At 75.7% G+C, this 13,674-nt stretch carries 11 protein-coding genes; 6 read left to right on the forward strand and 5 right to left on the reverse strand.

What is annotated here, in order from left to right; all coding sequences use genetic code 11:
• Window positions 1–59: 59 nt before the first annotated feature.
• The 5 genes from ACQP2Y_RS19305 to ACQP2Y_RS19325 are packed head-to-tail and all read right to left on the reverse strand — an operon-like array spanning window position 60 to window position 5,540.
• The gene (locus ACQP2Y_RS19305; protein WP_433730149.1) at window positions 60–1,529 is read right to left on the reverse strand and encodes an FAD-dependent monooxygenase; all 1,470 of its coding nucleotides are present in this window, start codon (window positions 1,527–1,529) and stop codon (window positions 60–62) included.
• A gap of 1 nt (window position 1,530) precedes the next feature.
• Window positions 1,531–2,601, reverse strand: a complete 1,071-nt coding sequence (locus ACQP2Y_RS19310) for a DUF3616 domain-containing protein (RefSeq protein ID WP_433730151.1) — start codon at window positions 2,599–2,601, stop codon at window positions 1,531–1,533.
• A 29-nt stretch (window positions 2,602–2,630) separates the two neighbouring features.
• Window positions 2,631–3,284 carry a response regulator transcription factor gene (locus tag ACQP2Y_RS19315; RefSeq protein ID WP_433730153.1) on the reverse strand — a complete coding sequence of 218 codons (654 nt, stop codon included), beginning with the start codon at window positions 3,282–3,284 and terminating at the stop codon, window positions 2,631–2,633.
• A 4-nt stretch (window positions 3,285–3,288) separates the two neighbouring features.
• Entirely contained in the window at window positions 3,289–3,927 is a 639-nt protein-coding gene (locus ACQP2Y_RS19320; protein WP_433730155.1) for a helix-turn-helix transcriptional regulator, read from the reverse strand.
• Entirely contained in the window at window positions 3,927–5,540 is a 1,614-nt protein-coding gene (locus ACQP2Y_RS19325) for a BTAD domain-containing putative transcriptional regulator (protein WP_433730157.1), read from the reverse strand. The genes ACQP2Y_RS19320 and ACQP2Y_RS19325 overlap by 1 nt, the downstream gene beginning before the upstream one ends.
• An 82-nt stretch (window positions 5,541–5,622) precedes the next feature.
• Between ACQP2Y_RS19325 and ACQP2Y_RS19330 the strand changes: the two genes are divergently transcribed.
• The 6 genes from ACQP2Y_RS19330 to ACQP2Y_RS19355 all read left to right on the forward strand — a co-directional run bounded on the left by ACQP2Y_RS19330 (window position 5,623) and on the right by ACQP2Y_RS19355 (window position 13,673).
• Window positions 5,623–6,282, forward strand: coding sequence for a response regulator transcription factor (locus tag ACQP2Y_RS19330; protein WP_360832323.1), 660 nt, complete (start codon window positions 5,623–5,625; stop codon window positions 6,280–6,282).
• A complete protein-coding gene (locus tag ACQP2Y_RS19335) occupies window positions 6,279–7,526 on the forward strand; it encodes a sensor histidine kinase (RefSeq protein ID WP_433730159.1) in 1,248 nt (415 codons plus the stop codon). Before ACQP2Y_RS19330 ends, ACQP2Y_RS19335 begins: the two co-directional genes overlap by 4 nt.
• A 63-nt stretch (window positions 7,527–7,589) precedes the next feature.
• A complete protein-coding gene (locus ACQP2Y_RS19340; protein ID WP_433731995.1) occupies window positions 7,590–9,539 on the forward strand; it encodes a fibronectin type III domain-containing protein in 1,950 nt (649 codons plus the stop codon).
• 35 nt (window positions 9,540–9,574) lie between these two features.
• Window positions 9,575–10,492, forward strand: a complete 918-nt coding sequence (locus tag ACQP2Y_RS19345) for an AAA family ATPase (RefSeq protein ID WP_433731997.1) — start codon at window positions 9,575–9,577, stop codon at window positions 10,490–10,492.
• A gap of 2 nt (window positions 10,493–10,494) precedes the next feature.
• Window positions 10,495–11,601, forward strand: coding sequence for a DUF58 domain-containing protein (locus ACQP2Y_RS19350; protein ID WP_433730161.1), 1,107 nt, complete (start codon window positions 10,495–10,497; stop codon window positions 11,599–11,601).
• A complete protein-coding gene (locus ACQP2Y_RS19355) occupies window positions 11,598–13,673 on the forward strand; it encodes a transglutaminaseTgpA domain-containing protein (RefSeq protein WP_433730163.1) in 2,076 nt (691 codons plus the stop codon). The genes ACQP2Y_RS19350 and ACQP2Y_RS19355 overlap by 4 nt, the downstream gene beginning before the upstream one ends.
• The last annotated feature ends 1 nt before the right edge of the window (window position 13,674 follow it).

Below are 13,674 nucleotides of genomic sequence, written 5' to 3' on the forward strand. Positions count from 1 at the left end.
CCCTCTCCGTCGACCCCTCCATCATCCGTCAGCGCGAGGGGCGGCGGCAGCGGACCCGCTCAGCCGGGACGCAGGACGCCGAGCAGGAAACGGTCGGGACGCACGGCGGTGACCGTGCCGGCCGCGCCGCGGAGCAGACCGTCGAGGTCCTCCACGGCCAGGCAGCCGGGCGCCGGGTCGGCCAGGTCCAGCGCCAGGTGGACCGCGCCGGGGCGCTCGGCCTCGGGCACCCGGCCGGGATCGCAGCCGTGACCGAGGAAGGCCCACCGGTAGCCGATAACGTCGTCGAGCCGGACGGGCGGGCCACCGGCCACCCGGACCCACGGGTTGGGCAGCACGTGGCCCGCCTGCGGCAGCAGCCCGGCCACGGCGCGGGGCAGGCGGCGCGGCGGGAGCGGGCGGTCGCCGAGGCGGCGCTTCAGGCCGGGCACGGCGTTGAGGCTGCGGGCCAGGCCGCGGAACACCAGCGCGGCGGCCGGGTTGCGGGTCTGCAGCACCCGGCCGATGCGCAACGCGAGCGTGGTGGTCGCGGCGACGTCCGGGCGGCGCTCCCGCTCGTACGCGTCCAGATCACCCCCCTCGCGCAGCCGCCAGGCCAGCGCGCCGGCGTCCCTGATCCCCATGCCCAGCCCGGCACCGGCGAACGGTGGCATCGCGTGCGCCGCGTCCCCGGCCAGCAGCACCCGCCCGGCCCGCCACCGCTGCGCCATCCGCGCGTGGAACGTGAACACGGCCGCCCGCTCGACCTCCAGCCGGTCCGGATCGGTCCACGGCGCGACCAGCTCGCGGACCGTCTCCGGCCGGACCATGGTCTCGGGCTGCTCGCCGGGCAGCAGCATCCACTCCCAGCGCCGGCGGCCGGGGCTGGACATGGCCACCGCCGGCCGCGCGGGGTCCAGCACGAATGCCACCGTCGGGTTCCCGTCGGCGGTGCCGTCCACCCCGGTGTCGTCCGTGGCGGTGCTCGCCGCGTCCACGACCAGCCAGGGCTGCGCGAACGTGTCGCCGGTGAAGGCGATGCCGGCCCGGGTGCGCACGGTGCCGGACGTGCCGTCGCAGCCTACGAGCCACTGCGCGGTGATCCGTCGCCCGTCGTCGAGGACCGCGACGACGTGATCGGCCGACTGCTCCACGTCCTGGACGGACCGTCCGGCGAGCACCTCGACCGACGGCAGTTCGGCGATGGCCGCGCGCAGTGCGGTCTCCAGCGCCGGCTGGTCGATGCGCACGACCTGCGGGTGCCCGAACGCCCGGGCCCGCTGCGTCATCAGGAACAGCGGCCGCCGGTCGGCGCCGACGGCACCGTTGCGGATCAGCGGCACCGACCAGGCATCGCGCGGGGCGAGCCCGGGGATCAGCGACAGCAACCGGATGGACTCGATCTCCAGTACGGCGGCCCGGGGCTTCGGGTACGGCCGGACGTTCGGCTCGACCACCAGGGTCCGGACACCCTGCGCCCCGAGCAGCGCGGCGAGCACCCCACCGACCGGCCCGAGCCCGGCCACCACCACCGCCGCGTCGAGGGTCATGTCAGGGGAGCCGGACCACGTCGGCGATCACCGCGCCGTCGTCGGTCAGCCGGACCGCGGCCGGGCTGTCGAAGACGATCATGGCGAGCTTGTCGCCCGGGCGCCCGATCAGGCCCATGCCCTCGGCGTGATCGTCGCCCTCGCCGTACGTGATCTCCAGCTCGCGGGTCAGCACCTCGCCGCGCACGACCGCCGGCATCGCCACCCGGTAGGCGCCGTGCCAGCGGTAGATCCGCACCGGGCCGTCCAGGCTCATCGTCGGGCCGGCCAGCACCAGCAGGTCGTCGCCGTCCGGGCACAGGTCACGCACGCCCAGCCCGTCCAGGTCCAGGACGTGCTTGCGGTACTCCAGGCCGTCGTCGAACGGGCGCAGCCGCAGCCGGCCGGGCTCGGCGGGGTCCACGTACGGCCGCAGCTCCAGCACGAACGCCCAGCCGCGCAGCACCGGTCCGCGCAGGCCGAGATAGACCCGGTCGCCGCTGACCGCGATGCCCTCGATGTCCAGCCCGTTGTCCTTGCCGGGGATGGCCAGGAAGGGCGCCAGGTGGGCGTCGTGGCGCAGCAGCGTCCGCAGCCCGTCCCGCTTGTCGAGCTGCGCGGCCCGGTGGTGCTCGCCGTCCACGACGATCTCGCGTACCGGGGTGGGCAGGCCGTCGACCTCGGCGATCGGCAGCCGCAGCAGCACCTGACGGTTCTCCTGGCCCTCGACCCGGGTCAGCCGCCGCAGCGCCTTGTCGCCGGCGTGGCGGGCCTTGATCTGCTTGCGGCGCAGGCTGTGCGACCCGACGGCCCACAGGAAGTGCCCGGTGCGGGCCAGGCCCTCGATGTCGGCCTCCTCGTCGGCGTCCGGGCCGGGCAGGTCGATGAAGTCGGCCAGCCGGAAGGTCCGCTCGTCGGCGTACTCGGCCGGCTGGGCCGGGTCGTCGGCCACCAGGCGCTCGACCGTCGCCGTCTCGTCACCCGCGATCCAGAGCACCCGGCCGTCGACCCGCACCGCGGACAGGTTCGTGTGGGTGGCGGCGGCCCGCGAGAGGTCGCCGAAGCGCAAGCGGACCGTGTGTACCAGTGTCATGGCGACCATCGTGGCACCCGCGGTCGCGCTCAGCGCAGCAGATGGCCGACACCACGCACCGTGTGCAGCACCGGCGGCGGCCCGAGCTTGCGGCGTAGCTGGGCGATCAGGACATCCAGGACGTTGGTGGCGGGTGGCACGACCTCGTCCCAGGCGGCGGCGATCAGCCGGGCCCGGGGGACCGGCTCGCCGCCCGCCGCGAGGAGCAGGCGCAGCACCTCGAACTCCTTGGTCGTCAGCGAGAGCGGCCGGCCGGCCCGGCGCACCTCGTAGCGCCCGGGATCCAGCTCGATGCCGGCGTGGCGCAGCACCGGCGCCGGGCGGGGGCCGCCGCGCCGGCACAGGCTGCGGACCCGGACCACCAGCTCCGGGGTGGCGAACGGCTTGCCGAGGTAGTCGTCGCCCCAGGCCAGGCCCCGGACCCGTTCGTCGGGGGCGCTGCGGCCGGTGAGGAACAGCACGGGCACGTGCCAGCCCGCGCGCCGCCGGGCCGCGACGTACTCCAGCGCGTCGCCGGCCGGCAGCACCCGGTCGAAGACCGCGCAGTCGTACGCGTTGACGGCCAGCGCCTCGTCAGCCGCGGGCAGGTCGCCGGCGGTGTCCACGGCGAAGCCCGCGCCCCGCAGCGACGCGTCCACGGCCAGTCGCAGATTCTCGTCGTCCTCGGTGACCAACACCCGCACCCGCCTACCGTAGCGGCATCAGTATTCCTCGATCCGCCGCCCGCAGCCCGGCCTGGAACCGGCTGCGCGCGCCGAGCCGGGCCATGATCGTGGACATCATCCGGCGTACGGTGCGCACCGAGACGCCGAGCCGGGCCGCGGCCGACTCGTCGGTGTAGCCCGCCGACAGCAGCGCCAGCAGCTCCCGTTCGCGCCCGCACAGCTCCTCGGTGCTGGTCAGTGGCTTGCCGACCAGCCACAGCCGGTCGAAGAGGGCCACCACGGTGTCCACCACGCCGCTCAGGCCCACCATCGCGACGTCGTCGCCGGCCCGGTCCCGGGCCAGCATGGCCACTGTGCCGTCGACGACCGTCACGTCGGCCGGCACCTGCGGCACGGTGCGGATTTCGGCCCCGGCGTCGACCAGCCGGCCCAGGCGCAGCACCTCGGCGGGACGGCTGCGCACGCAGTCGGTCAGCAGGATGCGATACCGCACGCCGCGGCGCAGATTGCCGTGGTCGGCGTGACGCAGCGGACCGCCCGCCCCGGTCCCGCCGGTACGGGCGACGAGCACCTCCCGGACGGCGTTGCCCAGCGCGGCGTCGACGGCGGCGGGTGCGGACAGCATGGCGACGAGGTCGGGTGCCGCAACGGTCGTGGTCATCACGCCGCCCGCCGCGGGGCCAGCGCGGACCGGCAGGCCGCGAGGTGCCGGAACACGGGATGGCTGCGGTAGCGGTCCGGGCCGGCCGGCTCCAGCAGCCCCCGGTCGGCCAGCGACTCGTGGGCGGCGCGGTTGCCGGCGGTGGCGGTCAGCTCCGCCGGCGCCGTGCCGAGCGTGCGCCAGACGCGCTGTTCGGCCAGGTCGAGGCCGGTCAGCGCGGCGCTCGTCGACTGCCGGACGGCTCCGGAGAAGACCCGGCACGGGTCCTCGTCCAGCTCCTCGGCGAGGCGCCGCACCGTCCAGTGCGGCCGGGTCAACAGCCGGGCGGCGGCGTCGAGCAGGGCAGCGGGCAGGCCACCGCAGGCGCGCAGGACGGCGGCGGTCGCGCGGGTCTCCGTACCCGGCCGGCCGGCCGCGGTGGCGAACAGGCCCGCGGCCTCGTCCGGGCCGAGCGGCTGCAGAGCGAGGCGGGCCGCGCCGTCCAGGTGCCAGCCGCGGCGGGTGGTGGTGACCAGCGTCCGGGAACCGGAGGTCGCGGGCAGCAGCGGGGCGACCTCGGCGGCGTCGCGGGCGCCGTCCAGCACGATCAGCATCCGCCGCCGGGCGACCTCGGAGCGCCACAGCGCCGCCTGCTCGTCCGGATCGGACGGCGCATCGGTGATGCCGACCCCGCGCAGCAGCCGCTGAGCCACGGGAGTGCGGCCGGTCATGGCGACGAAGAGCTGCCCATCCGGGTAGTCCGCGGCGAGCCGGTGCGCCGCGTGCACCACCAGCGCGGTCTTGCCCACCCCGGGCATGCCGTCGACGATCGTCACCGGTGCCGGCCGCAGCAGCCGGGCCAGCTCCCCGGCCCGGCCGGTCAGCCGGGTGTCGCGGGGCAGTTCCCGGCGGGTGCTGCCCAGCGCGCGGCGGTGTGCCGCCACGAGTCCCGGCCCCGGCCCGACCCCCAGCTCGGCGGCCAGCACGCCGGTCGCCTGCCGGTACGCGACCAGCGCGTCGGTGCGCAGGCCGCTCGCGTGCAGCGCGCGGACGAGCAGGGCCCAGGCGCTCTCGCGCAGCGGGGCGTCCGCGGTCACCGAGCGCAGGGTGGTTGCCGCGTCCGCCGCCCGGCCCAGCGCCAGCAGCACCTCGCCGAGGTGTTCCCGCAGGTCCAGGTGCAGCTCGAGCAGGCCGATCAGCGCGCCCGTGTCCACCTCAACACCCTCGAACGGCCGCCCGCGCCACAACCGCAGCGCGTCCTCCAGCAGGACGAGCGCCTCGGCGTCGGAGCCGGCGGCGCTCGCGGCGGCACTCAGCTCGGCGGCCCGGACCGCGTCGAGCTCGCCGGGCGCGACCCGCATCCGGTACGCGCCGGTGGTCCGCTGGATCCTCTCGCCTCCGTCCACGTGCGACGGCAGCATCCGGCGCAGCTGCCACACGTAGGTCTTCAGGTTCGCCTCGGCCGAAGCCGGTGCGGTCCGGTCCGGCCACAGGGCCTCGGTCAGGATGTCGACGCCGACCCAGGCGTTCGGCCGCAACAGCAGAGCGGCCAGGACGGTGGCCGGTTTGCCCGTACCGAGCCGGCCGGGGATCGTCGTGTGCACCTCGAGCGGGCCGAGGATGTGGAAGAGCACGGGTACACCTCCTTGGTGGTCGCCCTACGATCCATCCGGGCACATGAGGATCCGATGACACGAGCGGGCGGGGGAGGCCACAGTGCGGGTGCTGGTGGTGGAGGACGACGACAACCTGCGGTTCGCGGTGCGTACCGAGCTGGCCGGGGCCGGGCTGGCCGTCACGCAGGCGGCCGACCTCGCCGCCGCGGACGCCGCCCTGACCGGTGGAGACTTCGACTGCGTGGTGTTCGACCGGATGCTGCCCGACGGGGACGCGATCCACTATGTGCACGGGCGCCGCCAGCAGGGCTGGGCCGTGCCCGTGCTGCTGCTGACCGCCCGCGACAGCCTGGCCGACATCGTGGCCGGGTTCGAGCACGGTGGCGACGACTACCTGGTCAAACCGTTCTCCGTGGCCGAGATGACCGCCCGGGTGCTGACCCTGTGCCGGCGCGCGGGCACCGGCCGGCCGTCGGTGCTGCGCCACGGCGACCTGGAGATGGACTGCGCCCGCCGCCAGGTGCGCCGGGCCGGGGTGCTGCTCGGGCTCACGGCCAAGGAGTTCGCGGTGCTGGAATACCTGCTGACCCGGCCGGAGCAGGCGGTCGCCCGCGGCGAGCTGATCGAGCACTGCTGGGACAGCAGCACCGACCCCATGTCCAACGTGGTCGACGTGGTCGTCCGCCGGTTACGCGGCAAGCTGCGCGAACCGGAGCTGATCCACACCGTGCGCGGGCGTGGCTACCGGCTGGCCTCATGACCGGCTCGGCGCTGGACCGGCTGCGCCGGCTGCCCTGGTGGCTGGCCGGCTGGCTGACCGCGATCACCGCGGCCGGGCTGATCCTGGCGACCTGGCTGCTGATCGGGGCCGACACCCGGCGCGGCGAGGCGGAACTGGACGCGCAGCTGATCCGGGTCACCACGGCGGTCACCCGGCTGATCTCGTACGACGGGACGATCGTCACCGCGCGGATCAGCCGCGACGAGGTGGACACCGGCTGCCCCGAGTTCGCCGTCCTGCCCGGCCCGAACGAGCAGTTCACCGGCCACTTCAGCCGCCAGCCGTGCGTGACGGTGGACGCCGGCACGAAGTCCGTGCTGGCCGCGCGGGCCGTCGCCTCCGGGCGCGAGCAGACCGGCTACGTCCCGGACTCCACCGGCGAGCTGATGCGGGTACGGGCCGAGCCGTTCCGCAACACCGACGGCCAGTACGTCGGCGCCGTGGTCGCCCTGATCGATCCGGCCGAGGTCCGGGCCGCCCACCGGGATTTCGTGCTCGCCGTGCTCGGCGGCTCGGTGCTGTTCCTGGCCGCGGTCGCCGCGGCGGGCTACCTGCTCACCGTCCGGGCGGTCCGGCCCGCGACCGCCGCCCTGGAACAGCAGGAAGTGCTGCTCGCCGACACCGCGCACGACCTGCGGACACCTGTCGCCGCGCTGCGGGCGCTCGCCGAGACCGCCCTGCTCCAGCCGGCCCAGCGCACCGAGCTGCTGCCGCGCACGGTCGACCTGGCCCGGCGGATGGGCAGCATCATCGACGGTGTGCTGATCCGGGCCCGGCTGGCCGCCGGGGTGGAGACGCTGACGATCCAGCCACTGTGGCTCGACCAGCTGGTCAGCACCGTGGTCGAGGAGACAGTGGACGACGGGGCCGACATCACCGTGACCACCGCGCCCACCAAGGTCAGCGCCGACGCCGACCTGGTCCGCCGGGCGATCGACAACCTGCTCGACAACGCCCTGCGGCACGGCCGCGTACCGGGCCAGCCGGCGATCGTGCACATCACCGTGGCCGGCGGACGGGTGACGGTGGCCGACCACGGTCCCGGCATCGACGCGGCCCTGGCCGAGGAGAGCTTCGAACGGTTCAAGAGCTCCGGCGGCTCCAGCGGGCTCGGACTGTCCATCGTGCGCTGGGTCGCCCAGGCGCACGGCGGCACGCTGCGGGTCTACAACGCCGTGGAGGGCGGCGCCATCTTCGAGCTGGAGTTACCGGCCGCCGACTGACACCGGTGTATCCGCCGTGGACCGATCATGTACACGACCTTCTATGCTTTCGGCGTGACCGCCATGGGGGATGTGCGTCGTTTTGCTGCCCGGACCGAACGGGCGCTGCGCTCGGGCCGCCGGGGCCGGCTGCCCCTCGTGCTGGTCGTCGGCACCTCGCTGGTGGCCGTGACGGCGGCGGTGTCCGGTGCCGCCTCGGCCCCGCCGGGGGTCCGCTTCGCGCAGGCCGGCCACTGGTTCGCCAACCCGGCCGAGGACCTGATCTACCACGTCAACGGCTCGGCGCACTCGGTCGACGCCCGGGCCCGGATCGACGGCCTGGAGCCGGGCAGCCAGGTCGTGCAGGGCGACACGACCGGCTACGTGGTCGGCAGCACGGAGATCCTCGAGTTCGGCAAGTCCACCCTGGCGGTCGAGCAGACCCTCACGCCACCGGCCGGGGAACGGCCCGTCGCCGTGGAGGGCAAGGGCGGGCCGTACCTGGTCTATCGCGAGACCGGCACGGTGGTCCGGCTCGGCACCGAGCCCCGGACCATCAAGGCCGGGGAGCCCCTCGGCGAGCCGGCCGTCACGCCCGACGGCACGCTGTGGCTGCACCGCACCGGCACCAACGCGCTCTGCCTGCTGCGGCCCGGCGCCGATCTGCTGTCCTGCCCGGCCGCGGCGCCGCCGGGACACGCCGGGGCGATGACCGTGGTGGGCAGCCGGGCCGTGTTCGTCGACACCGACACGAACACGCTCACCCCGGTGACCGGCGACGGGCTGGGCCGGTCCACCCCGGCCGGCGTGGACCTGCCGGCCGGCGCGGGCATCGCCGCCGCCGATGTCCACGGGCGCCTCGCCGTGCTCGATCCGCAGCAGCACAAGCTGCACCTGATCGACGCGAGCACCGTCGGCTCCGGGCGCCCGGCCGCCGCACCTGTCCCGGTCGAGCTGCCCGCGGGAAGCTACTCCGTGCCGGCCGCCGGGCGGTCATCAGTGGTGCTGCTCGACCGCGAGCACGGCTCGGTGCTGACGTACGACCGGGACGGCCGCCGCCAGAGTGTGACCGACGTGCCGCCGGAGAGCGGTGACCCCCGGCTGAGCCTCGGCCAGGACGACCGGGTCTACGTCGAGGGCGGCGAGGGCCGGCAGGTGCTGGTCGTCGACGACCGGGGCCGGGCCCGCGCGGTGCCCCCGGCCGGAGGAGGGAGCACGCCGGGCGACGGGGCAACGCCGGGCGGCCCGGGCACCCCGGCCGACACCAGACCGGCGACGCAGCCCGGCCGGCCGGGAACGCCGACGCGCCCGGCGGGCCCGCCGTCCACCCCTGACAACCCGTCCACCACCGGTAGCCCGGCCACGATCGGCAGTCCGCCCGCCGTCGGGGCCGGCACGGTGCCGCGCACCTCGGACACCGGGCCCCCGTCCACGCGCAAGGCGGTGCCGGCCAGTCCGCCCGGCATGCCGCCGCGGGTCCGGGCCGGCGTCACCGGCACGAACATCGTGGTCAGCTGGGGTGCCGCGGCCGGCAACGGCGCCGCGGTCAGCGGCTACCGGGTGTCCTGGGGGCCTGCCGGCGGCGGGAGCGAGTCGACGACGCGCTCCGGGAGCAGCCGTTCGGCCACGCTGACCGGCATCACCGCCGGCATGTCGTACCGGATCACCGTCGCGGCCGAGAACGCCGCCGGTCGCGGGCCCGCCGCCACCGTGTCGGCCATCGTCCCGGAGCCCGCGCCGGAGCGCTCGCTGGTCGTCTCGCGCGGGGACCCCACCACGTACGACCACGGCTGCAATCCGCCGGAGTGCGCGTTCGTCAAGGTCACGATGCGCGGCTTCGAGCCGAACACGGCCTACGACATCGATCCGTGGGCCTCCGACTGGGGGCACTTCAACACGGGCGCCCGGCTGACCACCGACTCGCTGGGCAACCTCACCGCCCGGCACCGGTTCCCGTTCAACGGTGTGGGCCAGGAGGTCTGGGTGATCGTGGACGGCATGGAGTCCAACCGTCTGGTCTGGACCGCCGGGTGAACCCCGCGGCAGCGGCGCGGGTCGCCGGGCTCGTCATGCGCAACGTGGAGCAGGTCGTGCGGGGCAAGCCCGAGCTGGTCCGGCTGGCCGTCGCCGGGCTGCTGGCCGAGGGGCACCTGCTGATCGAGGACGTGCCGGGGCTCGGCAAGACCACCCTGGCGCGCTGCCTGGCCCGCAGCATCGGCGGACGGTGGAGCCGCATCCAGTTCACCCCGGACCTGCTGCCCAGCGACATCACCGGGGTGAGCGTCTACCACCAGAAGGACGAGCGCTTCACCTTCCACCCGGGCGGCGTCTTCGCCAACGTCGTCATCGCCGACGAGATCAACCGGGGCACCCCGAAGACCCAGTCGGCCCTGCTCGAGGTGATGGCCGAGGGCCGGGTCACCGTGGACGCCGAGACCCACCGGGTGCCCCGGCCGTTCCTGGTCATCGCCACCCAGAACCCGATCGAGATGGAGGGCACCTACCGCCTGCCCGAGGCGCAGCTCGACCGGTTCCTGATGCGCCTGACCGTGGGCTACCCCGAGCATGACGACGAGGTCGACGTGGTGCTCGGCAACACCGCCGGGCGTTCCGCCGACGACCTGTCCTCGGTGGTCGACACCGACATCCTCAGCGCCGCCGTCGAAGCGGTCCGCGGTCTGCACGTCGACACCGGCGTGGCCGGATACGCGGTCCGGCTCGCCGCGGCGACCCGCGAGCACCCGGCCGTGCGGTACGGCGCCAGCGTGCGCGGCAGCATCGCCCTGGTCCGTGCGGCGCAGGCGCTGGCCGCCATCGAGGGCCGCGGCTTCGTCACCCCCGACGACATCAAGGACGTGGCGGTGCCGGTGCTGACCCACCGCCTGGTGCTCACCCCGGAGGCGGAGCTGAGCCTGGGCGGACCCGAGGAGATCATCGACGACGCCCTCGCCTCGACCGCCGCACCGATGGCGCGCGCGGGCGGCTGACCATGCGGGTGACCCGCCGCGGGTACGCCGTCCTCGTCGCCGCGGTCCCGCTGCTCGCCGCCGGCTGGTGGGGCCGGTTTCCGCTGGCCGGGGTGCTCGGGGTGATCCTGCTCGGCGCGGTGTCGGCGGCTGTCCTCGGCACCGGGCGCACGCTGCGGATCACCGTCCGGCGCTCGGTGTACCCGAGCCGGGTGACCAGGGGACGTCCGGCGCAGGCCCGGCTGCTGGTCGCCAACCCGGGCGCCCGCCGGCAGCCGGCCTTCACCGCCGCCGATCCGGCCGGGCCGGTCATCCGTACGGTGCAGGTGCGCGGTCTGCCGCCCGGGGGCGAGACTGTGCAGCACTACGAGCTGCCCACGGACGTACGGGGAAAGTGGACGATCGGACCGCTCAGCCTGGAACGCCGGGACGCGTTCGGGCTCGCCCGCAGCAGCGTGCCGACGGGGGAGACGACGACGTTGTGGGTGCATCCTCGCCGGCTCCCGGCCCGGGCGCTGTCCGGCGGCCGGCGGCGCCACCTTCACGAGGGCACGGTCACCGACAGTGCGCTGCGCGGGTCGGCCGAGCTCAACGACGTGCGCGAGTACGTGCCGGGCGACGAGGTACGCCTGCTGCACTGGAAGGCCACCGCCCGCACCGGGCAGCTGATGGTCCGTGACCTCGCCGACCCGCAACGCAGCCGGTTCACCGTCCTGCTGGACACCCGGGCCGCCGCGGCCACCGCCGACAGTTTCGAGGAGCTGGTCGAGACGGCCGCGTCCCTGCTCAGCGCCTCGGTCGCCGCCGGGCAGCACACCTGCCTGCTCACCTCCTCGGGCCACCGGACCGTGGTCGACGGCACGGCCGGCTCCGCCGGTGCCCTGCTCGACGCGCTGAGCGAGGCCACCCAGGACGACAGGACCGCCCGGTTGCCCCCGGACCGGGGTGGCAACCTCGTCGTGGTCTGCGGCGACGGACCACCACTGGTGCCGGCGGCCACGCTGCTGCGGCGGTTCACCCGGGTCCACGTCATCGCCCTGGGTGGCCCGGTCGAGGTGCCGGGCGCGCGCGTGCTGCGGGCCCGGACCGCCGACGAGGCCGTACGGCTGTGGAACGAGGCACTCGGGTGACCGTCCGTATGGTCTGCGTGGTGCTCGCCGCCGCCTTCGCCGGGATGCTGTTCGCCCCCGTGTTCGGCGTCGCCGCGCTGCTCGTCCCGGTCGGCGTCCCGGCGGCAGCGGTCCTGCTGGCGGTGCTCGCCTGCGGCCGGTTCTCCGTCGTGGACTGGCGTCCCGTGCTGGCCCTGCTGGCCGGCGTGCTCGCGGTCGTGGAGACGGTGCTGTGGCGCACCACGGCCGCGGGCCTGCCGACCGGCGCGACGCTGCGGGCGCTGGTGGACGGCGCCGGCGACTCCTGGCGGCTGGTCCTGCAATCGACGTGGCCGGCCCGGCCGGACCCGGCGCTGCTGCTGTTCGTGCCGCTGCTGGTGGTGCTGGCCGCGGTGCTCGGCGCCGAGTTGCTGCACCGGCTGCGGAGCCCGTTGCCGGCCCTGCTGCCCAGCCTGACCGTGGTCGCGCTGAGCCAGCTGTATTTCAGTCCCGCGCCCGGTCCGGCGACGCTCGCCGCTCTGGCCTACGCCGCGCTCGGCGCCACCCTGCTGTTCGACGGCCCGGCGGTGCGCGTCGTCCCGGCAGCGGTGACAGCGGTGGTGGCCGCCGTCGCCGCGGCGCTCGTGCTCCCGAGCGGCCCGGCCCGGTACTCGCTGGCCCGCGACCAGGCCGCGCCGCTGCCCGACGCCGGGCTGACCAGCCCGCTGGACGAGGTCACCGGACGGCTCGGCGACCCGTCGCGGCCGGTGTTCCGGGTCCGGGACGCGACCGACGTGGACCGGTGGCCGGTGGTGGTGCTCGAGGACTTCGACGGGGTCAACTGGACCCCGGCCGGCCGGTTCCGGCGCCTGGGCGCGACCCTGCCGCCGGGTCCGGCGGTGACCGTGCCGGCCGTCGAGCGTACGGCCACGATCGAGCTCGCCGCGGGTGAGGGACCGTGGCTGCCGAGCCAGACCTGGCCGGCGCGCGCCGAGGGTGTCGAGCCGCTGGTGGCCGAGCACCAGGGCACGCTGCTGCTGCCCGGCACAGCGGGCGGCGTGCGGTACGACCTGAGCTGGTGGCAGCCCCGCTCCGACGCCGGCAGCCTGGCCGAGGCCGCGATCGACCCGGACGCCCCCGGCGGACTGCACGGGATCGGCACGGTCCCGCCGCAGGTGGAGGCGCTGGCCGGCGCGGCGGTGCACGGCAACCGGCCCTCCTTCGCCACCGCCGTGGCCCTGGAGGAGTGGTTCCGGGCCAACCACGACGTCGCGATCGGTCGGGAGCTGCCGGCCGGGCACGCCTGGCCGCAGCTCACCGACTTCCTGCTCACCACCCGGCGCGGCACGAGCGAGCAGTTCGCCGCGGCGTACGTGGCGCTGGCCCGGATCCTCGGCATCCCGGCCCGGCTGGTGGTCGGCTACCGGATGCCCGCGCAGGCCGACCCGGACGGCTTCGTCACCGTCCGCAACGGCGACGCGCTGGTCTGGCCCGAGGTCGCCGTCCGGGACGTCGGCTGGGTGCCGCTGGATCCGACCGGCGGTGCCGCGGAGTCCGGTGCCGCGGCCGGCAACGGGCTCGCCGGGCTGGCCGAGCGCGCCCGCCAGACCTTGCCCGCCCCCGGTGACCTGCGGGACCCGCCCTTGGCTGCCCCGGCCGGACCGGCGGCTTCCGGCGAGCGCAGCATGCCCTGGCTGGCGCTGCTCGCCCTGCCGGTGGTGCCGCTGGTCGGCTGGCCGCTCGCGGTGCCGCTGGCCTGGGGTGTGCGCTCGTGGCGACGCCGGCGGCGGCCGGGCCCCTCGGCGGTCGTCGGCGCGTGGGAGGAGGTCCGGGACAGGCTGCGGGCGTACGGCGTCCCGGTGTCCACCGGCATGACGGTCCGCGACCTCGGCACCGCCGCGGCAGCGATCACCGACGCGGGCACTGTCGCCGAGATCCGCCGCCTCGGCGTGCTCGTGGACCAGGCTCTGTGGTCGGGGGCGGCACCCGTCGACCAGCACGCGGCGCAGGCCTGGTCGATCGTCCGCGCGGTACGGCGTGGGCTCGCGCGTACCGGCCGGCGCCGCTGGTTGCGGGCGCTGCTCGACCACCGGGGCCTGCGCCGACCGGGCTGAC

This window comes from Actinoplanes sp. CA-051413, assembly GCF_050955795.1.
Taxonomy (GTDB): domain Bacteria; phylum Actinomycetota; class Actinomycetes; order Mycobacteriales; family Micromonosporaceae; genus Actinoplanes.